Origin of the sequence: Robertkochia marina, from assembly GCF_004799345.1 — a bacterium.
Lineage (GTDB): Bacteria > Bacteroidota > Bacteroidia > Flavobacteriales > Flavobacteriaceae > Robertkochia > Robertkochia marina.
In genome coordinates this window covers 624,403-650,717 of record NZ_SSMC01000002.1, presented here as the reverse complement: position 1 = coordinate 650,717, position 26,315 = coordinate 624,403, and the positions used below count along the sequence as shown (strand labels likewise).

Genomic DNA, 26,315 nt, shown 5'->3' with positions numbered 1-26,315 from the left:
ATTTTTTTTAATAGTTTTACGTCGCTCTAAATTAGGAAATAATGACTAAAGCAGAAAAAGCAGCCTTCGTGGTAGACACTCTCGAAGAATTATATCCACAAGTACCAATACCCTTAGACCATACTGACCCTTACACCTTGTTGATAGCGGTTTTGTTATCTGCACAAAGTACCGATGCACGGGTAAACACCATCACCCCCATCCTATTTAAACGAGCTCAAACACCCTATCATATGGTGAAGCTGAGTGTGGATGAGATCAGGGAGATCATTAAACCGGTCGGTTTATCTCCTTCTAAATCGAAGGCCATTCATGAACTCTCGCAGATCCTTATCGATAAACATGAGGGAGAAGTACCCACCTCCTTAGAGGCTTTGGAGGAGTTACCCGGGGTGGGACATAAAACCGCCAGTGTGGTGGTGGCACAAGCTTTCGGAATTCCTGCCTTTCCTGTAGACACCCATATTCACAGACTTATGTACCGATGGAATCTGACCACGGGTAAAAATGTAGTGCAGACTGAGAAGGACGCAAAAAGATTATTCCCAAAAGAGAAATGGAATAAACTTCATTTACAGATCATATACTATGGTCGTGAATACTCTCCAGCACGTGGCTGGGACCTGGAGAAGGATATTATTACCAAAACCATCGGAAGAAAAAGTGTGATCGATGCCTGGTATAAAAACAAAAAACCCCGGTAGATCCTGAGATTCACCGGGCTTTTAAACAAAGATCAGTTTGAGATCGTCTCAAAACTTAATTCCTTGTACTTGGTAACACTTAAAGCTTTAGAATAATTAAGCAGAAAATCAATGGTTTCCTTTTTTGGCTTAAGTTCTTGTTTCTTAAAAGATTCTGAAATGTAGAGATTTGCCATGCTGTTAGTTTACGATTACTTCTCTTTTAACGTGGCAAACTTCCTGTTATTGTGTTAATTGGTTAAAATAATATTATTTTTTTCGATGAGTTTTCTCAGGTTGATCACCGCATAACGCATCCGGCCCAGCGCGGTATTAATAGATACCCCGGTCACTTCTGCGATCTCTTTAAAGCTCATATCCTTATAAAGTCGCATTTTCAACACCTCACGCTGATCCTCAGGTAATTCTGCGATCAAACGCCTTACATCAAGCTCTACCTGGTCTTTAATTATTTGTTTTTCTGCGTTCAGGGAAGAATCGCCCAGAACTGAAAAAATATTAAAATCATCACTGCCTTCAAATTTTGGCATTCTCGCATTTCTCCTGAAGTGATCAATAACAAGGTTATGCGCAATGCGCATGACCCAGGGTAAAAATTTACCTTCTTCGTTATACTTTCCTTTTTTCAGGGTTTTGATCACCTTAATAAAGGTATCCTGAAAAATATCCTCCGTAATGTCTCTGTTGTAGACTTTCGAAAAAATAAAACTGTAAATACGTTGGGAATGTCTGTTAATCAGCACTTCAAGTGCCTTCTCATCACCTCGTAGGTAGTTGGCTACCAAACATGAATCCTGAAGCTGTTGGTCCATAAAATTACTTTTTAAACGCCGCTGCCTCTCAAAAAAAGGCATAGCAATTAGTTGATTGATAAAAAGTAATTTTATAGTATAGGCGTAGTATATTTAGGCATTGGTTGAACCAAATATAAAAATATTTCAAAGACATAAGCAAAAAATTTTTAGCATTTTTTTATAATCTTTCTTTTACAAGGCGTTTAAAATCAATCCTATTAGATTCTTATCTTTGTTCTTTTCAAAGCAGGCTATGACTGATATTTCGACGTTAGATCCCAAAAAAAACATTCTTATAAAAGGAGCCCGTCTCCACAACCTACGCAATATAGATGTTGCTATTCCAAGGAATAAACTGGTAGTGATCACCGGGCTCTCCGGAAGTGGTAAATCAAGTCTGGCCTTTGATACTTTATACGCAGAAGGACAACGCCGGTATGTGGAGAGTCTTTCCTCCTATGCCCGACAATTTCTTGGAAGACTCAACAAGCCTAAAGTAGATTATATAAAAGGAATTGCTCCCGCCATAGCCATAGAACAAAAGGTGAACTCTACCAACCCACGATCTACGGTTGGAACTACTACCGAGATCTATGATTACCTGAAACTTCTTTTTGCCAGGGTGGGTAAAACCTACTCTCCTCTATCGGGAGAAATGGTAAAAAAACACACGGTTTCTGACGTGCTCCGTTTTGTAAAGAACTACGAAGAACGCAGTAAGCTTTTATTACTGGCCCCCGTACATATACCTGATGACCGAAGTGTTCTCAAAACTCTTGAGATCCTCGCCCAACAGGGATATGCCAGAATAAAATACCAGGGAGAAGTACTTCGTATCGATGAGATCACCGAAGAAATTGATCACGATTTTTTCCTGGTGGTCGACCGGATCATTGTAAAACATGAAGAAGACTTTTACAACCGGCTGGGAGATGCTGTTGATACAGCCTTTTTTGAAGGAAAGGGCGAATGTATCATCGAAGATCTGAAAACCGGCAAGGAACATCACTTCAGTAATCGATTTGAACTCGATGGAGTCAGTTTTTTAGAGCCCAACGTGCATCTGTTCAGTTTTAACAACCCTTACGGGGCCTGTCCTAAATGTGAAGGCTATGGTGATGTGATCGGGCTTGATGAAGAGCTTATAGTGCCCAACACCGGCCTTTCGGTTTATGAGAATGCCATTTTTGCCTGGAGAGGTGAAAGTATGAGCTGGTATCGCGATCAGCTGGTTAATAACGCCTATAAATTCGATTTTCCGATCCATAAACCATGGTACGAGCTTACACAGGATCAAAGGGACCTGGTTTGGCAGGGAAATAAATATTTTACCGGTCTCAGTGAGTTCTTTACTGAATTGGAAGAGAAAAGCTATAAGATACAAAACCGGGTAATGCTTTCCCGCTACCGGGGTAAAACACGATGCGATGTCTGTAAAGGGCGTCGCCTTCGCAAAGAGGCATCGTACGTAAGAGTTGGCGATAAGAATATCACCGAACTCGTAGAACTCCCAATTGAAGATCTCAAGACTTATTTTGATCAGTTGCAACTCGATGATCATGAAACGGCCATTGCAAAACGCCTTCTAAAGGAGATCAGAAGCCGATTGGAGTTCTTAGGGAATGTAGGCCTGGACTATCTTACCCTAAACCGTAAGTCAAACACCCTGAGCGGCGGAGAATCTCAACGTATTAACCTTGCCACATCTCTGGGAAGCAGCCTCGTGGGATCTATGTACATACTTGACGAACCCAGTATTGGTCTGCATCCTAAAGACACCGAAAAACTGATCGGGGTACTCCGCTCTTTAAGAGATCTGGGGAATACGGTCATAGTGGTAGAGCATGATGAAGACATTATGAAAGCCGCTGATGAAATTATAGATATCGGTCCTGAAGCAGGAACCCATGGCGGTCAAGTTGTTGCCACAGGAAGTTTCGAGGAAATTCTCAAAAGTGACTCATTAACCGCAAAATACCTGAATACCGAAGAAAGTATCGCCGTACCCGAAAAACGCCGTAAAGGAAGCTTTTATGTGGAAATCAAAGGTGCCCGTGAAAACAATCTTAAAAATATAGATGTTCGCTTCCCGCTGCAGTGTCTTACGGTAGTTACCGGGGTATCAGGAAGTGGTAAAAGTACGCTGGTTAAAAAGATCCTCTACCCTGCCGTATTAAAAGAAATTGGTGGTTATGGTGAAAAAGCCGGTCAATTCAGCAGCCTGGAGGGTAACCTGGGTAACCTGAAACAAGTAGAGTTCGTTGACCAAAATCCTATCGGCCGTTCCTCACGTTCCAATCCGGTTACCTATATCAAAGCATACGATGATATTCGCAGCCTGCTGGCAAATCAAAAGCTGGCAAAGATGCGGGGTTATAAACCAAAACACTTCTCTTTTAATGTAGAAGGTGGTCGCTGTGAAACCTGTAAAGGAGAGGGTGAAGTAACCATAGAGATGCAGTTTATGGCCGATGTGCATCTTGAATGTGAAACCTGCGGAGGTAAACGATTCAAAAAAGACGTGCTTGAAGTAAGGTTTCAGGATAAGAACATTAATGACATTCTGAATATGACCATTGATGATGCTGTTGAGTTTTTCAGAGTGCATGAGCAAAAGAAGATCGTAAGCAAATTGAAACCTCTTCAAGACGTCGGCCTTGGCTATGTAACGCTCGGACAGTCTTCTTCTACCCTTTCGGGAGGAGAAGCTCAGCGAATCAAGCTGGCCTCCTTTTTAGTGAAAGGAAACAGTAAGGATAAAGCCTTGTTTATTTTTGACGAACCCACCACAGGTCTTCATTTTCATGACATTAAAAAACTATTAACCTCCCTGAATGCTCTTATTGAAAAGGGCCATTCTGTAATCGTTATAGAGCATAATCTGGACCTCATTAAATGTGCAGACCACCTTATAGACCTGGGGCCCGATGGCGGAATCAAGGGTGGAGAGGTTATTGCCCGGGGAACCCCTGAAGAAGTGGTTGCCGCCAAAAAAGGGTACACCTGGGAGTACCTCAAAGACAAGCTATAGCATCATTAAGAGTTAATTGGGATAGTACAGGTACAATAATTCAAGGTAGCTCCTGTCACTGATGGATTTTAATAAAACGAAAAAATATATAGAGACTCCCCGCCCTAGTTAGAGGGCCGAACGTTTAGAAAACAGCCAGTGGCTGTTTTTAGTGAAGGAGCCAGATGGCGCGAGGGCAATCGAGACAAGGTCTCGAGACGGGGTGGGTTGTTATTAACCTAAATAAACAACCCCTTCCGACCCCGCTTATAGCGGCATATCACTCTCGCCAGCCGGCTATATCGCTAAAAATGTCCTCAGGACATTTTCTTCACGCTCATCCCTCCCTGACCAGGGGAAGGAGCCCATTTATGTTTTAATTTACAATCCGTCATCCAACTCCACAAGAAATCCGGATTTCAAAAACCTCGTAATGGCAAATTTAATAAGGGATTGATCCGAACATATGCGCCGTGTTTTCACCAATAATCATCCAAAGGAAAATCCTGAGCCCTACATTGTTTCATAAGAAAAGGAAAATCAGGTTCAGCCGGGTTTTAAATTTTTTGGCACACTAATTGTAATATACATATCGAATCAGAACCCTGGATCAGTAGAAGCTTGACCGCACACCATTGAACAAAGTATTCTTTGTGTTCGTCAACACTCTTCACAGGCGAATCTGATCCTGAAAAAAATATACGTATTGGCCTTAGGCTAATTTTTTGATTATTGGTTGGTTAGTTGCTAAACTCCGCAACATCGGAAATTTTCCGGTTTGCGGAGTTTTCTTTTTACTGAGGTTCAGTGCTTTACAAAAAATACAAGGTCTTTGGAAACCCCAGTAAAATCAAGCGTTTTGAATTTTGGCACGCTGTTTGATTCTTAAATAATACATACCAACCAAAAGTTGTTGAACCTTAAAACCTAATGACTATGAGACACGTAATTACTACCCTGTTGAGCTTTTTAATAAGCTATGGAGCACTCTTCGCCAAGGAAGCTGAAGCTTTTGCTCATAACCGTACTTTTGGTGCCACCAACGCAGTGATCTTTGTAGAGAACGGAATTACATTTTCTATATATCCTGATGGTGAATTCGACTTTTTCATCGATAATCCTGCCTATGTTGGTGCCTCATACCATAGCAATGGAGTTAACATCAGCTTCAATGCAGGATACAATTACAGTCCCTGGGTGCAATACGATGACTATGGTGCTGTAATTCAGATCGAGAATACTCCTATTTACTATGACTTTTACGGGCGTATCAACCGAATAGGAAGTATCAATGTATACTACAATGGTGGACATTTGGCTCGTGTGGGCGGATTATACCTGTATTACAATCCTTATGGACAATTCAACAGATTCCAAGGCTACGTAAATGTGTACAACAGACACTTCGTTTACAGACCTGTTTACGATTATTTCGTAAGACCTGCCGTTGGTTTATGTCTTGTAAATCCAAGGCCTTACAGAAGATATTATCAACCTGTCAGATATACCTATTACAGGCCTTATAGAAATAATTACCGCAGGGCTCACGCACATATAGGAAGAACATATCACTATAAGGATGCGAACCCCAGAAGAGATGTTTACAGAAACGATCGAAGAGTGGTTCGAAGAAATGATATGAAAGCCCGTAATGATGTAAGAAACCGAAGTCTTGGTTATGTTAACGCTCGAGGATACAATAAGAATGAAGCCTACAGAGGAAATAATGGGAAGCGGGTTAAAGCCAAAACAAATAGAGGCTATACGAAGCCTCCGCGAAGCAGAAACACTAATAATACGGTAAATAACGGTAAAAGATACAGCGGTTCTGCATCTCCCAACAGAAAGGTGGTTACTACAAGAAGTACCACAGTGAAGCGTCCGGGAAAAACAGTCACCAAAACCACACGGGTTTCGAGGACTGAAGGATCAAAAAAGTCTGATGTAAATAGATCTTATAACAAAGGAGGGCGTGATTACAGGAAGGCAGAAAGCAGAAGTAAAAGCTATTCCAGAAGCAGTAAACCCTCAAAGGTTGAAAGAAGAAAAAGTACCGCAAGAACGTCCAGAAACGGAAATGCCGGGAAAAGGTCAGAATAATTTAATCCGGAATTTAAATTTGAGTTAGTTAGTACGAAAAGGGTGTCTGTCAAGGCACCCTTTTTTTAAAGGTATTTATTGATCTCTTCGTTTACTTCAGGAGCAAGCTTAAAACGATAGGCTAAAAACAGGTACACCACCGCGATCAAAACAGATTTTAGAAGTATGTTGATCACAGGGTGAAAAGGAAAATCCCAGAAATAAAATACCCCCGAACATCCTGCGATCAAGAACAACACCCCTACGGTATTACGGCTAAATGGAAAAAGTGCCATTTTACGTTTTACAAACCATATTTTAACGGCATTATAAAGGAAAAATGCCAGTAAAGAAGCGAAAGCAGCTCCGTTTATTCCCCAAATAGGTATGAATATCATATTCAGCAGAATGGTCAGCACTGCCAAAAGCAGGCCAAAAAATAATACCATCCTGTAATAGTTGCTGTTATAGATGATCGCATTATTATTGCCTATCAGGTTATCTCCTAATTTAGCAATGGATATTAAAAAGACCACACTGACCCCTCCCCTGTAGGTCTCCGGCAACAGCTCATATAACTGCCCTATGTTCAGAATGATCAACAGAAATATGAGTCCGCTTACAACAAATAGGTTGATGGAGCTTTTCTTATAAAGTGCGCTGAGTTCTTTAAAATTGCCCTCATTCATCAATTTAGAGGTCAAGGGATAAGTGATCTGGTGAAGCGCTCGTGCAGGAACTGCAATAACCACTGCAATATAAACTGCAACATTGTAATAGGCTATGTTACTAAGATCCAGATACTGGTTGAGCATAAACTTATCTATATCGAGAAAAACAACTGCCACAGATCCCCCCAGAATAATAAGGGTGGTATACTTCAAAATGGCCGAGGTATTATGTGGCAAACCCCAAACCATTTCAGGGCGTTGTACACTAAGGGCATTAAGCCCCATCAAAAGCATTCTTAACAGGTATACACCAGAGAGTGCCAGGATAAATTGATAAACAGTCAGCCAATTAAAGAAGATCCCCGCCAATAAAAGCAATACGCAAAGCCGGGGAAAAACCTCTTTGAGAAAGTTACCATAAACCGATTGCAAATGCACCTTGGTCCATGCGTAAAATACCTCAAAGTAAGACATGGCAAAGCCGATCACAAAAATGATCCAGATATAACCGGATACCTCCTTGTTCTTATTGCTCAGAAAAGATGAGATCCATTCATAAGCAACAGTTCCTACCAATCCGACTAAGACGGCAACCACCAGAGGCAAGCAAAGCATTAAGGCTGTAAACTTTCCGCGTTCTGCATCCTTATCAAAGGAGGTATAGAACTTGATCAAGGTATTTTGAACTCCAAAAGCCATAAGCGGCATCATCAGGTTGGCAGTAGAAAGCAGGAAACTCACTAAACCAAATTGATTGTCTGAAAGCAGGTATGGGTACAATAAGATCGTATTGATAGCACCGATACCAAATCCGGCATAGGTACTGATCATATTTTGTAAAGATTGCTTTTTAACGATCCCCATCAGAGTTGTTTTATGACTCCCGCCAACACCTCTGTCAGCGCTTTTCTGGAGTATTGTGCTATTTGCAGATTGGCAAGGTTACGGTTGCTAAGGAAATCCTGATACAATGCCAATATGTTCTTTTTTAGTGAAGTTTTATCCCCATAGGTGAAGATATGGCCGGCACCTGTTTCCTTGAGAATAGAGCCAACCTCCCAACCTTGGGGCCCGATAGCAACGATTGGACGCTGCGCAGCCATGTATTCAAAAAGCTTCCCGGGTATGATACCACGGGTAATTTCAGAATCTATCTCCAGTAACAATAAGACCCTCGCTTCCCTTTGCAATTCCAGAGCCTTGTCATGAGATACATACCCTATCACATTCACATGTTCACCAATCCCGGCTTTTTTGATCGATCCCAAAACATCTTCGCTCACCGCTCCAACAAGCCTTACTTCTAATTGTTCCTGAAACCCTTCTACCTCACTTGACAATTCCCCCAGTACCTCCCATAAGATCTCAGGATCTCTGCCGGTTAATAATGACCCTATATGTGAAAGACAAAATTTTTCAGATACCGGATGTTCCAAAGCATCAACCTCGTCGAACCCATTGGTGATGGTTTTAACCTTTCGCCCCGAAATATCAGAAAGCTCTTTTGCGGTGGTCTTACTGGTAGCCAGAACCATATCTGCCTCCTGCAACACCTTTTTCTCAAGAGTTTTGTGTAAGCTCCGGGCTCTTTTTCCCGGCTTTAATTTATTGTGATAACCTATCCCTGTCCAGGGATCCCTGAAATCAGCGATCCATTTCACCCCGGGCAACCCCTTTAGTTCAGCACCGATCAAATGCAGGCTGTGAGGGGGTCCGGTGGTAATAACAACCTCTATATCTTCGTCTGAAATGAGTTTCTTTAAATATTTTACAGAAGGCTTCACCCAGAACTTTCTCGCATCGGGAATAAATAAATTTCCCCTTATCCACAGAAGAACTTTTTCTACCCAGCTCTGTTGTTTTTCCCGGATCAGGCCCCTGCTCATATTTTGGGTACCTTTCCTGGAGAGGATCGACGCCAGTTTATAGGGCTCAAAAATAGGTTGTTTAAATACTTTAACGCCCTTAGGAATTTCCTTTTCAAGGCTATCATCTATAAGTGGGTAATTCGGATTAGAGGGTGCGTAGATCACAGGATCTACCCCATAATCACCGAGATATTTTACAAACTTCAGCCAACGCTGAACACCCGGTCCGCCGGCAGGTGGCCAGTAATAGGTAATGATCAGGACTTTTTTTAAAGCATCTTTACCCACTTCTATGCACATAAAGTATTTTGTTTACGAAACCGGTAAATGGCTCCTCCAAAACACAAGACCAGAATCAGACTGCTAATTAACGAAATGGTGCTTCCGGTTTTCACTACCTGTGGAACGAACTCAAAAATGATCTCATGTGAACCTTCCGGAACATACAATCCTCGTAAGGTATAATTTACGCGATAGTGAGGTGCCTCTTCTCCGTCTATGGTTACCTTCCACCCATGGGGATAATACATTTCAGAAAAAACAGCAAACCCTGCATGTTCATTCTCACTTTGATATACCATCTTGTCAGGACTAGAACTCTTCAGAGTGATCACTGAGGTAGAATCCTGGTCATAATTCCCGATATAATTCAAAATGGATTTTGATGTTGCTTTGGTCGTGTCAATGACAGCTTGTTTCCTGGTGTTTATAGTTCCTAAAGCATTCATTTCAGCATCGGCACCATTAACTCCCGAAAGTTCCTGAATAAACCAGGCATTTCCGTTAGCCTCCGGATTTTCCATAGCCACTACCTGCCCCTCTTCTGTTCTTCTTTTAATGTATTTTACATTAAACATGGAAAGGATCTCGGTATTATTCTTCGACACCTGGTATTCAAAGAGCTCTTGAAGGCGTTTTGGTTTTGCGGCATGATAACCTCCTATGGAATTGTGGAAATAAGAATTTTTTGCTCCGTTGAGTCCTTCCTGGGTATCATATACCCTGAAATGCCCCTCATCCTGAAGGATCTGTGCATCAGCTGCATCTGCCTGAAAAGGTTTATTCATAACCCTGGCTTGTACAAAATCATCTTTATTCACATAACGCTTATCAACGCTCACCAGATCTATGAGTACCAGCAGCCCCACTCCTGCAATGAAGAGATTCTCTTTAACCTTTCCTTTAATGAGAAGCCATGACAATACACCTGAAATTCCAACAAATAAAAGACTTCTGAGAAGGTCGTGGGTATAAAAGTCTTTACGGTCTCTAACGATCATATCAACCAATTCAGGCCCCATGGATTGTGCGAAGTAATCATCATAGGATCCGGAAAAATCAAAATTCCCCTTGATCATAAAAAGCAATAAACCTATACCACCAAACACCAGGGCAGCATTGCGTGTGGCCGTTAACTTCTCTGAACTTTTAACCGATCTATCAATTAAAGCCGCCAGGGCCATCACAGCCAATACAGGCACACAAAGTTCAAGAATCACCTGAATTGAGGTGATAGCTCTGAATTTGTTATATAAAGGGAAATAGTCGATCATAAAATTCGTCAGGAGATCAAAATTCTTACCCCATGACAAGACCAGGGATAAAACCGCTCCCCCAAACAACCACCATTTGTGCTTTTCTTTAACCAGAAACAAACCAACCACGAAGAAGAACAAAAGCACTGCCCCGACATAGGCCGGTGCGGCAACCCCCGGTTGACCACCCCAGTACATCGGCAAGGCTTTGGTAAAATTAAGCGCCTGAGAACGGGGAACTCCCTGGTTGATCAGAAATTTATACGTGTTGGATTCCTGTCCCACATCCTCCTGATCTCCTCCTCCGAACAAGCGGGAAGCGAAGAGGTTAAAAGACTCCATTAAACCATAACTGTAAGCAGTGATATACTCCTTATCGAGTCCGCTCTCCTTCTTTAATTCATTCCCCTGAGGGTCTGTGGTTAATTCACTAGGGCCTCTGGTTGACCATTTCGCATATTCACTTGTTGCCATTATATTCGTGGCATTGGTACCTATTGCCAAAACCACTGCCGCTGCCAAAACACCTATAGATTTAAGAAAAGAAGGCAGTTCCTTTTTCCTGATGGCATCATACAAATAAACGGCTCCCAAAACCAATACCAGCAATAACAAATAATAGGTCATTTGAAAATGGTTAGCACTGATCTCCAGTGCCATACCCAGAGCAGTTAATAAGAACCCGAAAACATATTTTTTACGCAGGGCAAGAATAATTCCCGAAAGCACCCAGGGAAAATAAGCTACCGCATGGGCTTTAGCGTTATGTCCCACCCCAAGGATTATAATGAGATAGGTAGAAAACCCAAATCCAAGCGCACCGATCGCTGCCAGTTTCCAGGGCACTCTCAATACCAGCAACAACAGATAGCATCCTATGAAATAAAGAAAAAGATAATCGGCCGGCCTGGGTAAAAATCGCAAGGCCCTATCCAGTTCTTTTATATAATTATGAGGGTAGTTGGCTCCTAACTGATAAGTAGGCATACCACCAAAGGCACTGTTGGTCCAGTATGACTCTTCTCCGGTAGCCTGTTTGTATTCATCCCGCTCATGGGCCATTCCGATATACTGTACGATATCACTTTGAAAGATCTTTTTACCCTGGAGTACAGGAGAGAAATACAATAGAGAGGTTGCAATAAACAGCAACAGTACCACAAGATGAGGTACTGCTTTTTTAAATCGGTCGGTCATTAAGATGCGTAGTTGTTTAGGTTAATCAATTTCTTCAAATTCGATGTATTCTCCAACTTTTTCAGAAGAATTTTTTGACGATGAAGAAGGTTTAACCGGCTCTACAATGGTCTCACCCTCCTTATATCGCGAATTACGGGATTGCTGAGCGTATTGTTGTTCATACCGTTGCCTGAATTTATCCTGTATCTTTTTGGAGGCATATTTTACCAGCCATGGTCCGAACAGGCGTGCAAAAAATCTCATACCAAATAGAATGAGTAAAATAACGAGCAAGGTTCTCAATAACTGCATGCGATACTACTTAAGGTTACTGCGCAAAAATAAAGGTTTCCGCACCCGCCGACCTTAAAAAAATAATAAATTCCCCATAATTGGGTTATATAACCAAATTGTCGCCAAGATTTTGAAAGATTTATAATACAATATTTTTATTTTAGACAATAATATTCACATTGACCCAAAGCCCTTTAAAATCAAGCTTACTATGAAACATTTTTTGATCTGCGCTATTTTAGTTTTAGGCATCACAGTAACAGCAAAAGCTCAATATACTGATGTTATCAACTCCAATCGTCCGGGTAACTCCTACAGTGCTTATGCGGTGGGTACCGGGGTCATACAGGGTGAAAACGGATTCTTTTATGAAATGAGAGATCATTCCGGTCTCAGAACCGAGGCAAGCCGAATGGGACTGGATTATGTGATACGGTACGGAGTTTTTTTTGAAGCCCTCGAAATTATTCTTGACGGAAGTGCTGCCTATGAATCTGTAACCGATAATTCAACCCTACCGGCTTCCGAATACGATCGCACCAATTTCCTGAGAAACACCCTTGGGATAAAATACCTTATTTACGACCCTTTCAAGAATGATGCGAACAGCAAACCCAATATCTACAGTTGGAAAGCCAACAACAGTTTTCAATGGAAAAACCTGATGCCTGCCATAGCCATCTATGCAGGTGCTAATTTTAATTTTGGCGACAACCCCTTTCTTCCTCCTAATGAACCTACGGTAAGTCCGAAGGTCATGCTGGCCACCCAACAACATATAACCCCGCGATGGGTCTTGGTTTCCAATATCATTTATGATAAATTTACCACCGATGATCCGTCTTTGAATTATGTGATCACCCTTACTCATGCCCTTGCAAACGGAAGATATTCTCTGTTTGCCGAACACCAGGGGTTTAAGAGTGATTTTTACGGAGACGGATTGTTCAGAGCAGGCGCAGCCTATCTTATCAATAAAAATCTGCAGGTGGATGTTTCCGGAGGGATGAATATCAAAGATACTCCGAGCAGGATTTTTGGGGAAGCCGGGATCTCTTATCGATTGGATTTCCACGAGGATCCGAAGAAGCGCATTGATAATATGTCGGATTATGAAAAGAAAGCGTTGCGTAAAATGAAGAAGTCTAAAAAAAAGAATCCCTTTGAGCAGGGTTAAACTATGAGTGAACAATCTGTAACGGTAAAAGAGATCACTTCACGAAAAGATCTTGAGAAGTTCGTTAAATTTCCTTTTTCCCTTTATAAGAATTCTCCTTATTGGGTACCTCCCATCATTAAGGAAGAGGTTGATAATTTTGACCCTGAAAAGAATCCGGCCTATCAGGAAGCTGATGCATGGTTCTATATGGCTTACAAACAGGGCAAACCTGTTGGACGTATTGCTGTGATCGTGAATTGGCCGGAAGTTAAAGAAATGAACAAACCCAAAATAAGGTTTGGGTGGTTCGAGGCTGTAAATGATGCAGAAGTTACCTCCAGACTCTTTCAGAAGGTAGCAGAAAAAGGAGCCGAATTAGGTTTGAAATATATAGAAGGACCCGCTGGGTTCACCAATATGGATAAGGCAGGGATGCTCCTTGAAGGGTTTGACCGTCCCGGAAGCATGTCAACCTATTACAATCCTGCCTATTACAATGAGTTACTGGAAAAAGAAGGCTTTACCAAGGAGATCGATTGGAAGGAATACGAGATCGATGTACCCAAAGGCATTCCGGATAAGGTGGCCAAATTCTCAGGGCTGATCATGAAAAAATTCGGGTTCAAGCTACTTCGGTTCAAATCGAACAAGGAATTATTGCCACAGGCAGATCGTATTTTTGACCTTATGAACAAAACCTATAGTTCACTACAGTCTTTCACCCCCATCAAACCCTATCAGATCGCCCACTACAAAGAAAAGTTCCTTAAGTTCATACATCCTGATTACATCTCACTGATCGAAGATAAGAACGGAGACCTTGTGGCTTTTTCTGTAGTGATGCCCTCTTTTACGGAGGCCCTTCAAAAAGCCAACGGAAAACTCTTCCCTTTTGGGTTCTACCATTTGATGAAGGCCATGAAAACCAATGACAAGGCTACTTTGCTGTTGATCGGAGTACACCCTGACTATACAGGAAAAGGGGTAACAGCCATTATTTTTAAAGAAGTTATTGAGCTTTTTAATCGTAAAGGGATCAAGGTGGTGGAAACCAACCCTGAGTTGGAGACAAACAACCAGATCCAGGCACTTTGGAAAGACTACGACCCTAGGCTTATCAAGAAATGGAGAACGTATCGTAAGGAGCTTTCATAGCTCTAATAAAGCACACTTCTTTTACAGGAAGTGAAGTATAAAAAAAGGGATCCGTTAATTTCGGATCCCTTTTTTTATAGTAATGATCAGGTTTCTGATTTATTCTCCCATCGCCATTGCTACGGCCTGGGAAAGGCGCTTATAAGTTCCGTTCTCCAGTCTTGAACGAATTGCTGAGAAGGCATCGAGGGTAGCCTGGATATCTTCCATGGTATGGGTTGCGGTAGGGATCATTCTAAGAAGGATCAATCCTTTAGGAATAACAGGATATACCACGATAGAACAGAAGATACCGTAATTTTCTCTCAGGTCTTTTACCAGGGCCATAGCCTCCGGAATACTACCATTCAGGTATACCGGGGTTACACAACTCTGGGTGTTTCCGATATCAAAACCTCTTTCTTTAAGACCATTCTGCAGCGCATTTACATTATCCCAAAGCTTCTGCTTCAGTTCAGGCATGGTGCGCAGCATGTCTAATCTTTTAAGAGCTCCTTTCACAAAGATCATAGGCAATGACTTCGCGAACATTTGCGAACGAAGGTTGTATTTCAGGTAATCAATAACTTCTTTATCACCGGCAAGAAAAGCACCAATACTGGCCATAGATTTTGCGAAAGTAGCAAAGTACACATCAATCCCGTCCTGTACTCCCTGCTCTTCTCCTGCTCCTGCCCCGGTAGCACCCAGGGTACCAAATCCGTGTGCATCATCTACCAGGAGTCTGAACTTAAATTTCTCTTTTAGGGCAACGATCTCTTTTAGACGACCCTGCTCACCTCTCATTCCGAACACTCCTTCAGAAATTACAAGGATACCTCCTCCGGTTTGCTCAGCCATTTTAGTGGCGCGCTCAAGGTTTTTCTCCAGGCTCTCCATATCATTGTGCTGATAGGTGAATCGTTTCCCCATATGTAAACGAACCCCGTCAATGATACAGGCATGAGAGTCAACATCATAAACAATGATATCGTCTTTGGTAACAAGGGCGTCTATAGCCGACATAATACCCTGATACCCGAAGTTTAATAAATAGGCTGACTGCTTATTTACAAAGGCTGCCAGTTCATTTTGAAGCTGCTCGTGAAGATCAGTATGTCCACTCATCATTCTGGCTCCCATGGGGTAAGCAGCACCGTGTTCAGCGGCTGCTTCGGCATCTGCCTTGATTACCTCAGGATGATTGGCCAGTCCTAAATAATCATTAATACTCCACGTGATCACTTCCTTACCATTAAACTTCATCCTGTTGGAGATTTGTCCTTCCAATTTTGGAAAAACAAAGTATCCTTCAGCCTGTGAGGCCCATTTGCCTAAAGGCCCTTTGTTCTCAATAATTCTATCAAATAAATCTCTCATGTATATGGAGTGTTTAAAAATTGTCGTTTTTCAGCTGGCAAAAGTAACTAATTTAAATCTCTTATCACAAATTAATTATCCCCTTCAACCAGGCGTTCAAATTGCTTTTTAAAGAGCTTATCAAGGGTTCTGTCTGGCAGTAAATATATGGCTGCCAGGAACATCCACCGCTTGGGTGCTATCAAATATCTTGTCTTGTTTTTCTTACCTTCTGCGATATCATAGATCAAGGCTGCCACCTTTTCAGTGTCCAGTGCAATGGCTTCCATTTGACCTACCATCTTCTCCAGGTTCTTGTAGACCTTCCCATACACTGTAGCCGCATATTTATTATCATCAGCTTCGTTTTTTGCCTTGGTCCAGATATCAGTCTTGATAGGACCCGGTTCTACTACGGTTACCTTGATACCCATATCAAGAAGTTCTCTTCTGAAAGCATCAGACATAGATTCCAGGGCAAACTTTGAAGCCGAATAAGGCCCCATGAATGGACGGGTTACCCTGCCTGAACCGGAGCTGATATTAATAATATGCCCTTTAGGAAGTTCATTATCGAACCCCAGCAGGGGCAAAAAGGTTTGGGTTACCCTAAGAACCCCAAGAACATTCACATCTAGCTGGTGTCTGAATTCTTCCACCGCTACATAAGCCATAGGCCCGTTTACAGAGATCCCTGCGTTATTCACCAGGATATCCAGACCCTTGCCTTGAAGCGCTTCCTCTACCTTTGAATAGGCTTTTTTAATACCATTTTCATCGGTAGTATCAAAAACAAGTCCGGTAAATTGATCAGGATATGCCTCGTGGAGTGCAGACAGGTCTTGTTCTTTACGAACGCTGCCGAATACCCTGTAGCCTCTTTCGAGAAAATACAATGCAGTTACATACCCAATTCCGGAGGAAACCCCGGTGATCAAAATGTTTTTCATTAAAATGGCTTTCTTTACAACCGGCTGCAATGAGAGGCCGGTTATGAATATCCTGTCACAAAGCAGTACCTGTTAGATCTTCTTTGATATACCCAGGTAACTGTGAATTATTAAATAAAATGATAAAAGATCTTCCTGGCTGACATTTCATTTACACAATGCAGCAATTTCAATAAAAGCCTTTAAAGCTGAGAAGAAATCATTATCATCGTAATAGGTTAGGTGTTGATCAGATCATGGTGCAAATAAGAGGCACACATCACAGATCGCTATTTTACATATTGAATATCTTCTTCTATTTCAGAATGAACCGTATCAAAGAAACCTTGCTCGCGCATCCAATCATCACTGTATACCTTGCTCATATAGCGCGAACCGTGATCAGGGAAAATAACAACCACCTTGCTGTTGGCATCAAACTCCCCTTCTTCAGCTAATTGTTTTACGGCCTGCATGGCAGCGCCGCTGGTATACCCTACAAAACAACCCTCTGATCTTGAGATCTCCCGGGCTGTATGAGCTGCTTCTTCATCGGTTACCTTTACAAAGGTATCGATCACATCAAAATCTGTAGCCGTTGGAATAAGGTTTTTTCCTAATCCTTCAATACGGTACGGATATATTTCCTTAGGGTCAAACTCTCTGGTTTCGTGATATTTCTTCAATACGGAACCATAGGCATCAACACCTATAATTCTGATATCCGGATTCTGCTCTTTCAGGAATCTCGCTGTTCCCGAAATGGTACCTCCGGTACCACTGCAAGCTACCAGGTGGGTTACAGCACCGCCGGTCTGGTTCCATATCTCGGGTCCCGTGGTTCTGTAGTGAGCATTCGTATTTAATTCGTTGAAATATTGATTGATATACACAGAACCTTCGATCTCCTGGTGCATTCGTTTTGCTACCTCATAATACGATCTTGGATCGTCGGCCTTCACATGGGCCGGGCATACATACACCTTAGCACCCATGGCCCTAAGCATATCTATTTTATCTTTGGATGATTTAGAGCTTACCGCAAGTATACATTCGTATCCTTTAATAATACTCACCATAGCTATACTAAAACCGGTATTTCCTGAAGTGGTTTCTATAATGGTATCCCCGGGTTTTAGAATGCCTTTCCTTTCCGCCTCTTCAATGATGTGAAGTGCTATCCGGTCTTTAGAAGAGTGTCCGGGGTTAAATCCTTCGATCTTGGCGTAAAAATTACCTTCAAAAGATTCTGTGATTGTGTTCAGCTTGATCAAGGGGGTATTCCCGATTAGCTCAAGCATATTGTTGTAAGCTTTAATCTTTTGTTCCATATAAGTATAGTTAGGTCCAAAGAATTTGGAGGGCCTCGAGTTGATGCAAATTTAAAATATTTTTTTAATTAGAGGCTTATCCCTTCTAAATCAAGAAGAAATGCGTATTCCATAGCCTCTTCTTTAAGGGCTTCAAAACGGCCGGAAGCCCCTCCGTGCCCAGCATCCATATTAATATGAAAGAGCAGTTTATTATCTCCTTTTTTGCGATCTCTCAACCGGGCAACCCATTTGGCAGGTTCCCAGTATTGCACCTGCGAATCATGCAGCCCTGTAGTTACCAAAAGATGAGGGTATTCCTGTTCTTTTACATTATCATATGGAGAATACGATTTTATATAGTCATAAAATTCAGGATCCTGCGGATTACCCCATTCGTCAAATTCTCCTGTTGTGAGCGGTATACTGGTATCAAGCATGGTGGTAACCACATCTACAAAAGGCACTTGGGTAACAACGCCATGGTAGAGTTCCGGAGCCATATTAATAACAACTCCCATCAACAACCCCCCTGCCGATCCACCCATGGCATAAAGATGTTTTTCTGAAGTATAATTCTCGCTGATGAGATGACGTGAACACGCAATATAATCTGTAAAAGTGTTTTTCTTGGCCAATAATTTTCCCTGTTCGTACCACTTACGCCCCAGGTACTCTCCTCCCCTGATATGAGCTATAGCATAAATAAAGCCCCTGTCAAGCAAACTCAATCGTACCGTAGAGAAATACGGATCGATGGTTGCACCGTAGGAACCGTACCCATATAGGAGCAAGGGGTTATTCCCGTCTTTTTTCATTCCTTTGCGATACACCATAGAGACCGGGACCTTTTGACCATCATCGGCGGTTACCCAAATACGTTCAGAAGTATAATTATCCTTGTCAAAATTTCCCCCCAGTACTTCCTGCTCTTTCAGAACGGTCTTTTCGCGGGTATCCATATTGAAATCAATAGTGCTTGACGGGGTGGTTAACGAGTTATATACATACCGCAGTACTACGGTATTAAAATCTAAATTGGTAGAAGGAAATGCAGTGTAGGTCTCATTGTCAAAAGGCAGATAGTATTCTGTATGATCTTCCCATTTAATGATCCTGATCAGGTTAAGCCCTTCCTTCCTTTCACTAACCACCAGGTATTTATCGAAAATATCAATATCCTCCAGCAAAACATCTTCCCGATGCCCTATTACCTCCTCCCAATGTTCTTTGGAAGTCTTATCAACAGAGGTTTTCATGAGTTTGAAATTGGCAGCCCCATCGGCATTGGTAAGAATATAAAAATCATTACCATAATGAGAGATCCCGTATTCCATGCCTCTGATGCGTGGCTGGAACACATGTGGGGTGCCCTGTGGGTTATTGGCATCAAGTATACTGTATTCTGAAGTAAGGGTACTTTCAGATCCGAAAATGATAAAGCGTTGCGACTTCGACTTGTATACAAACGCATTGAAGGTTTCATCTTCTTCGTGATACACCAAAACATCTTCCTGAGGGTCTGAACCCATGACATGACGATAGATCTTCTCTGATCGAAGCGTCACTTCATCTTTTCTTGAATAAAAAAGTGTTTCATTATCATTCGCCCAGACACTGCTACCTGTGGTATTTTCTATGGTGTTTTGGTGTAATTCACCAGTTTGCAGATCCTTCACATAGATGGTATAGATTCTTCGGCCTACCGTATCAATACCAAAGGCTACCTTGCGATTATCCTTACTGATATTGATTCCCCTGAGGTGAAAATAGGAATGACCTTCTGCCATGCCATTACAATCAAAAAGTAACTCTTCTACGGCACCTTCCTGATCGGCTTTCCGGTAATATAGCGGATAATCCTTTCCTTCTTCAAATCGAGTGATGTACCAGTACCCGTTATAGCGATACGGCACCGATTCATCATCTTCCTTGATACGCGATCTCATTTCCTGAAAAAGAGATTCTTTCAAAGCATCCGTATGGCGGGTTTGATTGTCATAATAGTCGTTCTCACTCTTCAGGTAGTCTATTACCTCTTCATTTTCTCTTTCCCGAAGCCAGTAATACTCATCAATACGCACATCATCATGAATCTCAAGCTTTTTGGGTTTCTTAGCCGCAACAGGGGCATTCAATACCTTCATAGGTTTTAATTTCAGTTTTCTGATCTGAACAAAAATACTATTTCGATCAAGAATAGCCTTTTCACAGCAACCCTTTTATCAATTCCCTGATGAAATTCTTAATTTTACGACCTAATCATAAATCAAGAATACTATGTTTGGAGACTTAATGGGAATGATGGGTAAGATCAAGGAAACCCAACAGAAAATGGAGGAAACTAAAAAGCGACTGAACTCAGTGATGGTTTCCCAGGAAAGCAATGATGGGTTAATGAAGCTCAGCATGACTGCCAACAGAGAATTGAAGAGCGTTGAAATAGATGACAGCCTTTTGGAAGACAAAGAGCAGTTGGAAGACTACCTTATTTTGAACATGAACAAACTTATAGAAAAGGCCTCAAAGGTTCAGGAAGCCGAATTGGGTGCAGTGGCCAAAGACGGCATGCCGGATATTCCGGGGCTTGACATGTTCAAATAGTCAAGGTAGGAGTTGGTAAACGAGTTTACTAACGACTTTATAAAAGTCATGCCTTAAAATTTGCAGACTTAGCGTATTTTTAGAGAAGATACATCAACTCTAATCCATACATCTATGTTTGAAATATTTCAAAGCGATAAGAATCAAAAGTTCTATTTTAATCTGAAAGCTGCCAATGGGCAGATCATTTTGTCAAGCCAGGGCTATGAAAGCAAGAACGGCGCTGAAAAGGGTATCAAATCGGTGCAGGAAAATGCCGATGACGATAGTAAATATGAACGTAAGACGGCCTCTAATGGTAAGTTCCATTTTAACTTAAAGGCGGGTAACGGGCAGATCGTGGGAAGCTCACAAATGTACTCTTCGGAGGCAGGGATGGAAAACGGTATCGCTTCGGTAAAAAACCATACTTCAGGAGCTAAGATCAAAGATCTGACTGAGTCCTGAAGGAAATTCTAACCATAAAAAAAGCGACTTAAACAGTCGCTTTTTTTACAGGTAATTTTTTTATGAGTTCCAAAAAGTACTCATGATGCTGAGCAGTGTAATCTAAATGAGTGACAATACGCAATTTGCCCTGCCCCATGGTAATTATATGAACACCGTGCTCATTGAGGGTTTGCATGAATTCCTTCTCATCTACATCGTCTTCCAGGTTAAAGATCAAAATATTCGTCTCAACAGGCTCTACACTTTTAATAAACGGTAATGTTTTGAGAACCTCAGATATCTCTGCCGCTCTTTTGTGATCTTCTGCCAGGCGTTCCCATTGATGATCTATGGCATAGATGGCAGCAGCCGCTAAATACCCTGCCTGTCTCATCCCTCCACCAAGAATCTTTCGAATCCGAAGAGCCTTATCCATATCTTCTTTAGACCCTACCAACATAGATCCTACCGGACAACCCAGTCCCTTTGAAAAGCATACGGATATGGTATCAAACAACGCTCCAAAGTCTTTCGGTCTTTGCCCCCTTGCGATCATGGCATTCCATAACCGGGCACCATCAAGGTGATACTTCAGGTTGTTGCGATCGCATACCTCCTTTATGGCCTTCATCTCATCCAGGTCCCAGCAGGCACCTCCCCCTTTATTGGTTGTGTTTTCCAGACACACCAGGGAAGTTTTCGGACTGTGGTAAAAGTCCGGAGGATTGATTCCGGCTTCCACCTGGGCAGCAGTAACCATACCCCTATGCCCATCCAGAAGCTTACAGGAGACCCCGCTGTTAAAGCTCACACCCCCACCTTCATAGTTGTATATATGGGCATACTTATCGGCAATAAGTTGATCTCCGGGTTGGGTATGAAGTTTTATCGCTGTTTGATTGGCCATGGTTCCACTGGGAAACAATAAGGCAGCTTCTTTTCCAAAAAGCTGTGCTACCTTCTCTTCCAGGGCATTAATAGTGGGGTCATTCTTAAATACATCATCTCCCACCCGGGCCTGCATCATGGCATCCAGCATTCCCTTACCGGGACGGGTTACCGTATCACTGATTAAATTGATCTCCATTATATCTTCTTGTTTTTAAAACTCACAATAGCTACCTATTGGCGAACCATCAGGTATCTTTTTCACCGGCAATGGCTGGAATTCTTCCGGTTTTTTCTTAAACTGATCTATAATGCGAAGATACTCCTTCTTGTATGCATCCGGAAATCCATACTTCCCTTTTATGTCGGCTTCCAGTATATCAATCTTTGCCCTTGCGATACCCCTTACCTGAGGATATGCATCCTTATGAAGCGCCAGCAACATCATGTGGTGTAAAACCCTGAAATTAATGGTGTGTTGCACATCCTGCACATAGTCATCTCTGAATTTCTGCTCAAAGGTAGCATCGATCAGTTCATCCAGCATTTCATCAAAGCCGGGCAGCTTACCATTCAGCGCTTTCTGCTGCACCATTCTGGAAGCCCTGGCCGGATGCAGCAATAATGACAGACTCATGTCGGCGGCTGTTTCAGCAGCACTATAGGCATCAAAGGCAACATCAGTCCTTGAGTTAAAACTTTCACGGGTTCTGGCATAACCAAACGCCCTTGGTGGAAATAATTCCAATTTGTCGGCAGGAATGGCCAGGTGTTCAGCATGAAGGGTTTGAAGTACGGCTTCTAAAGCGTTTTCCTGGATCTTACCATCTACAGCCTCCCTGATCAGATCGTCATTACCCTTTACCGCATAACTGTAATCAATACCACCGATCAACTTTACGGCTGCTTCTGTCTGATAACGGTGAAACAAATAAAGAGGCACAAATACATCCTCAAGCACTGTAAAAGGCTCTCCGTCTTTGATATGATCGGCGTCAAATTGCGCAATTCCCACCTTTCTTAATTGCATAACCTCTTTTAAGGCTGCTCCGGCATCTTTCCCGTTATCCCACAGATGAGCCTTCGGATGCGCACCACCCTGGGCTCTGGCATCACTGTCTGTAATAAAGAACAAGCCATCTTTTTTCGCATTGGCAAGTACATTATTAACGTATTGAGTTTCGTCCATTTCATTTGGAACATCTCCGTAAAGCGCAGCAACACTCACCTTATCCCAGGCACCAATCCCGGTATCATAGGCATTTTTAGCAGTAATGGTATTGCCTTCCAGTTCATACAGGGGATGCGGATAATCCATAACCGAGGCACGATCGCTTACGCTGGCAGCAAAATTATGGGTAAACCCAAGGGTATGCCCTACCTCGTGTGCGGCCAACTGCCTGATCCTGGCAAGAGAAATCTCTAACATAGGATCGTTCTCCTGCGCAAATGGATCATCTAATAAAGCCTGGGCAATAAGATAATCCTGCCTAACTCTTAAACTTCCCAAACTAACATGTCCCTTTATGATCTCACCAGTTCTTGGGTCAGTCACGCTTGCTCCATAACTCCAACCACGGGTAGAACGGTGCACCCATTGAATTACATTATATCTCACATCCATAGGGTCAGCATCATCGGGAAGCACCTTTACCTGAAAGGCATCCTTATATCCTATAGCTTCAAAAGCCTGGTTCCACCAGGAAGCCCCTTCCATCAAGGCGCTTCTTACCGGTTCGGGCGTTCCGTTATCAAGGTAATATACAATAGGCTCAACCGCCTCACTTACAAGGGCATCAGGATCCTTCTTTTTTAAGCGGTGCCTTATAGCCAGGCGTTGAATAAGATCAGTACCGATCTCACTGGCATAGTCATAATAGCTGAGCATAATGCTTCCTGCTCCCGGATGAAATTTCCTTGTATCATAATCAGCATCGGGCAGTTTTATAAATGAATGATGCTGTACAACAGAAAGGTATTTTGAATTAGGTGCTACAGAGGTGATCATTCTTCCCTTAGGGCTGCCTTTAAAGGTAAGCAGGGCTTCGAATTCTGAGTTTTCAGGAAAAGACTTTGTAGACTCCATCCAAAGTGTTGATCTTGTTTGATCCAGACTATAGGTTCCGGCATTTCGCCCCTTGATCCTGTCAGTTACCCCATGCCAGTCTTCCAATAGAAAGGGGGTCATATCAATAATATAACTATCGTTATTCAGCCACTCTTCAATTTTAAAACCGAACAGGACCGAGTGGGCAAAAGCCTGCTCTACAGACTTTCGCTCTTGCTTATTCTCTGAAACAGCCCTGTATTTCAAATTGGGCTGTACCAATAAGAGCTTATCGCCTGAGCGGGTAAAGTATACCACCTGTTCATTACCCAATTGGCCACGGTCTAACCCAAGATCATTATTACCAATACCCGTCTTCAAAGAGTATACGTAAAGAAATTCTTCATTTAATCGATCTACCTCCAGGTAAAGCTTGTTCTTTTTTTCATGGTAGTAAAAATCAAAGAAACCTGTAAATTTCTTCAATTCTTTATTAAAAGTTATCTGCGCCTGGAGCGGGGATAATCCTGAAAAAGAGGTCATAAAAGTGACCAGGAAACAAATACGTAAGAATGATCTCATAAAAATTGTAGTTAGAATCTAAGGCTAAAAATAACCAAACTTCCCTTAAATACAATTCTCATTATCAAAACCAGGCTTCAATATTCAATAAGAAGGGTGCCAGGCAACAAATGTCAGGATAGGTGGTATGAAAAAAGTATAGTATTTTTGAGCAAAATTCGATCCCTATGATCACAACCGATCAATATAAAGATCTCGCAGAACGGGTACAGGCCCTTAAGAAATACCTCAATATAGAGGCTAAGCTGATCGAGATACAAAATGAAGAAGAAAAGACCTTTGCACCTGACTTTTGGGACAAGCCGAAAGAGGCCGAGGTCATCATGAAAGCCCTGAGAACTGAAAAGAAATGGGTAGAAGACTACAATACGGCCAACACCCTGGTAAACGACCTTGAGGTGTTAATGGAATTTCATAAAGAAGGTGACGCCTCGGAGGAAGAGGTTATGACCCAATATGAAAAAGCTAAAGAACAAATAGAGAACCTGGAGTTCAGAAACATGCTCTCTGAAGAGGGCGACAGCATGAGTGCCGTACTTCAGATCACTGCCGGGGCCGGAGGTACCGAAAGCTGCGACTGGGCCTCCATGCTTATGCGTATGTACCTGATGTGGGGAGAAAAACACGGGTTTAAGATCAAAGAACTCAACCACCAGGAAGGTGATGTGGCCGGAATTAAGACTGTTACCCTGGAGTTTGATGGCGATTATGCCTTTGGATGGTTAAAAGGCGAGAACGGAGTTCACAGGCTGGTTAGGATCTCTCCCTTTGACAGTAATGCCAAAAGACATACTTCATTCGTTTCGGTATATGTTTACCCGCTGGCTGACGACAGTATTGAAATAGATATTAATCCTGCCGATATCTCATGGGATTTTGCACGCTCCAGCGGAGCAGGTGGACAAAATGTAAACAAGGTGGAAACCAAAGCCATTCTTACCCACCACCCTACGGGTATCGTTATCCATAACTCTGAAACACGATCCCAGCTGGAAAACAGGGAAAAAGCCATGCAAATGCTGAAATCACAGCTTTATGAGATCGAGCTTAAGAAAAGACAGGCGGCCAAAGATGAGATCGAAGCCGGTAAGATGAAGATCGAATGGGGATCACAAATACGAAACTATGTAATGCACCCTTATAAACTGGTAAAGGATGTAAGAACCAGCCACGAAACGGGAAATGTTGACGCGGTGATGGATGGTGATATTGATGGCTTTCTAAAATCCTATTTGATGATGATGGGGCAACAGGAAGAGGAGATCTAATTACAACCCTATTAAATACACCAAGATGATCAAAATTTATCATAACCCACGATGCCGTAAATCCAGAGAAGGCCTTCAGATCCTTGAAGAATCAGGCCAGTCATTTGAGATCATAAAATACCTTGAAAATGTTCCCCGAGAAGAGGAACTAAAACAGGTCCTGCAATACCTCAATATGGCTCCTATTGACCTGGTGCGTAAATCAGAATCGGTCTGGAAAGAAAATTATAAGGGCAAGACCATGACCGATGAAGAGATCATCAAGGCCATGACCACTCACCCTAAACTTATAGAAAGGCCCATAGTAGTAAAGAACTCAAAAGCCGTTCTGGGCAGGCCACCGGAAAACATCAAAAGCCTTTTATGAAATAATTAACCGAAATGACATCATTTCGGTTTTTTATTAACATAGCATTAATACCGGGCATAGACTTCATCATTTACATTTGTGTTTAACGAATCAAAAAAATCT

Annotated in this window: 21 protein-coding genes; 9 read left to right on the top strand and 12 right to left on the bottom strand. The window is 42.2% G+C overall.

Annotated elements, in window-relative coordinates; all coding sequences use genetic code 11:
- Nucleotides 1–41 precede the first annotated feature (41 nt).
- On the top strand, nt 42–704 hold the full coding sequence (gene nth, locus E7Z59_RS09260; protein ID WP_136336033.1) for an endonuclease III: 663 nt from the start codon (nt 42–44) through the stop codon (nt 702–704).
- Between the two features lie 32 nt (nt 705–736).
- Here the strand turns inward: nth and E7Z59_RS15260 are convergent, their stop codons facing one another.
- A complete protein-coding gene (locus E7Z59_RS15260) occupies nt 737–880 on the bottom strand; it encodes a hypothetical protein (protein ID WP_168731274.1) in 144 nt (47 codons plus the stop codon).
- A gap of 54 nt (nt 881–934) precedes the next feature.
- Nucleotides 935–1,516 carry an RNA polymerase sigma factor gene (locus E7Z59_RS09255; protein ID WP_136336032.1) on the bottom strand — a complete coding sequence of 194 codons (582 nt, stop codon included), beginning with the start codon at nt 1,514–1,516 and terminating at the stop codon, nt 935–937.
- Between the two features lie 235 nt (nt 1,517–1,751).
- On the opposite strand from E7Z59_RS09255, the gene uvrA reads away from it, so the two are divergent.
- Both uvrA and E7Z59_RS09245 read left to right on the top strand, forming a co-directional pair.
- Complete coding sequence (gene uvrA, locus E7Z59_RS09250; protein ID WP_136336031.1) at nt 1,752–4,529, top strand: excinuclease ABC subunit UvrA; 2,778 nt, start codon at nt 1,752–1,754, stop codon at nt 4,527–4,529.
- Nucleotides 4,530–5,444: 915 nt separating this feature from the next.
- The gene (locus tag E7Z59_RS09245; protein WP_136336030.1) at nt 5,445–6,608 is read left to right on the top strand and encodes a hypothetical protein; all 1,164 of its coding nucleotides are present in this window, start codon (nt 5,445–5,447) and stop codon (nt 6,606–6,608) included.
- A 65-nt stretch (nt 6,609–6,673) separates the two neighbouring features.
- Here the strand turns inward: E7Z59_RS09245 and E7Z59_RS09240 are convergent, their stop codons facing one another.
- From E7Z59_RS09240 to E7Z59_RS09225, 4 genes are read right to left on the bottom strand one after another with little or no spacing between them, the layout of a single operon-like run.
- Nucleotides 6,674–8,122: an oligosaccharide flippase family protein gene (locus tag E7Z59_RS09240; protein ID WP_136336029.1), complete on the bottom strand. Its 1,449-nt coding sequence runs from the start codon at nt 8,120–8,122 to the stop codon at nt 6,674–6,676.
- Nucleotides 8,122–9,426, bottom strand: a complete 1,305-nt coding sequence (locus E7Z59_RS09235; protein ID WP_136336028.1) for a glycosyltransferase family 4 protein — start codon at nt 9,424–9,426, stop codon at nt 8,122–8,124. The genes E7Z59_RS09240 and E7Z59_RS09235 overlap by 1 nt, the downstream gene beginning before the upstream one ends.
- Nucleotides 9,417–11,858: a YfhO family protein gene (locus E7Z59_RS09230; protein ID WP_136336027.1), complete on the bottom strand. Its 2,442-nt coding sequence runs from the start codon at nt 11,856–11,858 to the stop codon at nt 9,417–9,419. Before E7Z59_RS09230 ends, E7Z59_RS09235 begins: the two co-directional genes overlap by 10 nt.
- A 21-nt stretch (nt 11,859–11,879) precedes the next feature.
- Nucleotides 11,880–12,152: a DUF4834 family protein gene (locus E7Z59_RS09225; RefSeq protein ID WP_136336026.1), complete on the bottom strand. Its 273-nt coding sequence runs from the start codon at nt 12,150–12,152 to the stop codon at nt 11,880–11,882.
- 193 nt (nt 12,153–12,345) lie between these two features.
- On the opposite strand from E7Z59_RS09225, the gene E7Z59_RS09220 reads away from it, so the two are divergent.
- Both E7Z59_RS09220 and E7Z59_RS09215 read left to right on the top strand, forming a co-directional pair.
- A complete protein-coding gene (locus tag E7Z59_RS09220; RefSeq protein WP_136336025.1) occupies nt 12,346–13,311 on the top strand; it encodes a transporter in 966 nt (321 codons plus the stop codon).
- Between the two features lie 3 nt (nt 13,312–13,314).
- Nucleotides 13,315–14,448 carry a GNAT family N-acetyltransferase gene (locus E7Z59_RS09215; RefSeq protein ID WP_136336024.1) on the top strand — a complete coding sequence of 378 codons (1,134 nt, stop codon included), beginning with the start codon at nt 13,315–13,317 and terminating at the stop codon, nt 14,446–14,448.
- Between the two features lie 99 nt (nt 14,449–14,547).
- Here E7Z59_RS09215 and E7Z59_RS09210 read toward each other — a convergent pair whose 3' ends face one another.
- The 4 genes from E7Z59_RS09210 to E7Z59_RS09195 form a co-directional block, all read right to left on the bottom strand.
- Complete coding sequence (locus E7Z59_RS09210; RefSeq protein WP_136336023.1) at nt 14,548–15,807, bottom strand: aminotransferase class I/II-fold pyridoxal phosphate-dependent enzyme; 1,260 nt, start codon at nt 15,805–15,807, stop codon at nt 14,548–14,550.
- Nucleotides 15,808–15,878: 71 nt separating this feature from the next.
- Nucleotides 15,879–16,736 (bottom strand): SDR family oxidoreductase, encoded by an 858-nt coding sequence (locus tag E7Z59_RS09205; protein ID WP_136336022.1) that lies wholly within the window; start codon nt 16,734–16,736, stop codon nt 15,879–15,881.
- Nucleotides 16,737–17,005: 269 nt separating this feature from the next.
- Nucleotides 17,006–18,046, bottom strand: coding sequence for a PLP-dependent cysteine synthase family protein (locus E7Z59_RS09200; RefSeq protein WP_136336021.1), 1,041 nt, complete (start codon nt 18,044–18,046; stop codon nt 17,006–17,008).
- Nucleotides 18,047–18,114: 68 nt separating this feature from the next.
- Nucleotides 18,115–20,172: a S9 family peptidase gene (locus E7Z59_RS09195; protein WP_136336020.1), complete on the bottom strand. Its 2,058-nt coding sequence runs from the start codon at nt 20,170–20,172 to the stop codon at nt 18,115–18,117.
- Nucleotides 20,173–20,305: 133 nt separating this feature from the next.
- Between E7Z59_RS09195 and E7Z59_RS09190 the strand changes: the two genes are divergently transcribed.
- Nucleotides 20,306–20,629: a YbaB/EbfC family nucleoid-associated protein gene (locus E7Z59_RS09190; RefSeq protein WP_136336019.1), complete on the top strand. Its 324-nt coding sequence runs from the start codon at nt 20,306–20,308 to the stop codon at nt 20,627–20,629.
- A gap of 114 nt (nt 20,630–20,743) precedes the next feature.
- Nucleotides 20,744–21,076 (top strand): YegP family protein, encoded by a 333-nt coding sequence (locus E7Z59_RS09185; protein WP_136336018.1) that lies wholly within the window; start codon nt 20,744–20,746, stop codon nt 21,074–21,076.
- Nucleotides 21,077–21,104: 28 nt separating this feature from the next.
- Here E7Z59_RS09185 and E7Z59_RS09180 read toward each other — a convergent pair whose 3' ends face one another.
- Nucleotides 21,105–22,145 (bottom strand): threonine aldolase family protein, encoded by a 1,041-nt coding sequence (locus E7Z59_RS09180; RefSeq protein WP_136336017.1) that lies wholly within the window; start codon nt 22,143–22,145, stop codon nt 21,105–21,107.
- Nucleotides 22,146–22,160: 15 nt separating this feature from the next.
- Nucleotides 22,161–24,575, bottom strand: a complete 2,415-nt coding sequence (locus E7Z59_RS09175; protein WP_136336016.1) for a zinc-dependent metalloprotease — start codon at nt 24,573–24,575, stop codon at nt 22,161–22,163.
- A gap of 167 nt (nt 24,576–24,742) precedes the next feature.
- On the opposite strand from E7Z59_RS09175, the gene prfB reads away from it, so the two are divergent.
- Nucleotides 24,743–25,843, top strand: coding sequence for a peptide chain release factor 2 (prfB, locus tag E7Z59_RS09170; RefSeq protein WP_136336015.1), 1,101 nt, complete (start codon nt 24,743–24,745; stop codon nt 25,841–25,843).
- 25 nt (nt 25,844–25,868) lie between these two features.
- Complete coding sequence (arsC, locus tag E7Z59_RS09165; protein ID WP_136336014.1) at nt 25,869–26,210, top strand: arsenate reductase (glutaredoxin); 342 nt, start codon at nt 25,869–25,871, stop codon at nt 26,208–26,210.
- The last annotated feature ends 105 nt before the right edge of the window (nt 26,211–26,315 follow it).

Bases quoted from the DNA above. Each gene is read 5' to 3' on its own strand.
- E7Z59_RS09230 (WP_136336027.1), bottom strand. From the start codon at position 11,858: ATGACCGACCGATTTAAAAAAGCAGTACCTCATCTTGTGGTACTGTTG.
- E7Z59_RS09200 (WP_136336021.1), bottom strand. From the start codon at position 18,046: ATGGAACAAAAGATTAAAGCTTACAACAATATGCTTGAGCTAATCGGG.
- E7Z59_RS09210 (WP_136336023.1), bottom strand. From the start codon at position 15,807: ATGAGAGATTTATTTGATAGAATTATTGAGAACAAAGGGCCTTTAGGC.
- E7Z59_RS09255 (WP_136336032.1), bottom strand. From the start codon at position 1,516: ATGGACCAACAGCTTCAGGATTCATGTTTGGTAGCCAACTACCTACGA.
- arsC (WP_136336014.1), top strand. From the start codon at position 25,869: ATGATCAAAATTTATCATAACCCACGATGCCGTAAATCCAGAGAAGGC.
- nth (WP_136336033.1), top strand. From the start codon at position 42: ATGACTAAAGCAGAAAAAGCAGCCTTCGTGGTAGACACTCTCGAAGAA.
- E7Z59_RS09235 (WP_136336028.1), bottom strand. From the start codon at position 9,426: ATGTGCATAGAAGTGGGTAAAGATGCTTTAAAAAAAGTCCTGATCATT.
- E7Z59_RS09245 (WP_136336030.1), top strand. From the start codon at position 5,445: ATGAGACACGTAATTACTACCCTGTTGAGCTTTTTAATAAGCTATGGA.
- E7Z59_RS09175 (WP_136336016.1), bottom strand. From the start codon at position 24,575: ATGAGATCATTCTTACGTATTTGTTTCCTGGTCACTTTTATGACCTCT.
- E7Z59_RS09220 (WP_136336025.1), top strand. From the start codon at position 12,346: ATGAAACATTTTTTGATCTGCGCTATTTTAGTTTTAGGCATCACAGTA.
- E7Z59_RS15260 (WP_168731274.1), bottom strand. From the start codon at position 880: ATGGCAAATCTCTACATTTCAGAATCTTTTAAGAAACAAGAACTTAAG.
- E7Z59_RS09240 (WP_136336029.1), bottom strand. From the start codon at position 8,122: ATGGGGATCGTTAAAAAGCAATCTTTACAAAATATGATCAGTACCTAT.
- E7Z59_RS09195 (WP_136336020.1), bottom strand. From the start codon at position 20,172: ATGAAGGTATTGAATGCCCCTGTTGCGGCTAAGAAACCCAAAAAGCTT.
- E7Z59_RS09225 (WP_136336026.1), bottom strand. From the start codon at position 12,152: ATGCAGTTATTGAGAACCTTGCTCGTTATTTTACTCATTCTATTTGGT.
- prfB (WP_136336015.1), top strand. From the start codon at position 24,743: ATGATCACAACCGATCAATATAAAGATCTCGCAGAACGGGTACAGGCC.
- E7Z59_RS09185 (WP_136336018.1), top strand. From the start codon at position 20,744: ATGTTTGAAATATTTCAAAGCGATAAGAATCAAAAGTTCTATTTTAAT.
- E7Z59_RS09180 (WP_136336017.1), bottom strand. From the start codon at position 22,145: ATGGAGATCAATTTAATCAGTGATACGGTAACCCGTCCCGGTAAGGGA.
- E7Z59_RS09205 (WP_136336022.1), bottom strand. From the start codon at position 16,736: ATGAAAAACATTTTGATCACCGGGGTTTCCTCCGGAATTGGGTATGTA.
- uvrA (WP_136336031.1), top strand. From the start codon at position 1,752: ATGACTGATATTTCGACGTTAGATCCCAAAAAAAACATTCTTATAAAA.
- E7Z59_RS09190 (WP_136336019.1), top strand. From the start codon at position 20,306: ATGTTTGGAGACTTAATGGGAATGATGGGTAAGATCAAGGAAACCCAA.
- E7Z59_RS09215 (WP_136336024.1), top strand. From the start codon at position 13,315: ATGAGTGAACAATCTGTAACGGTAAAAGAGATCACTTCACGAAAAGAT.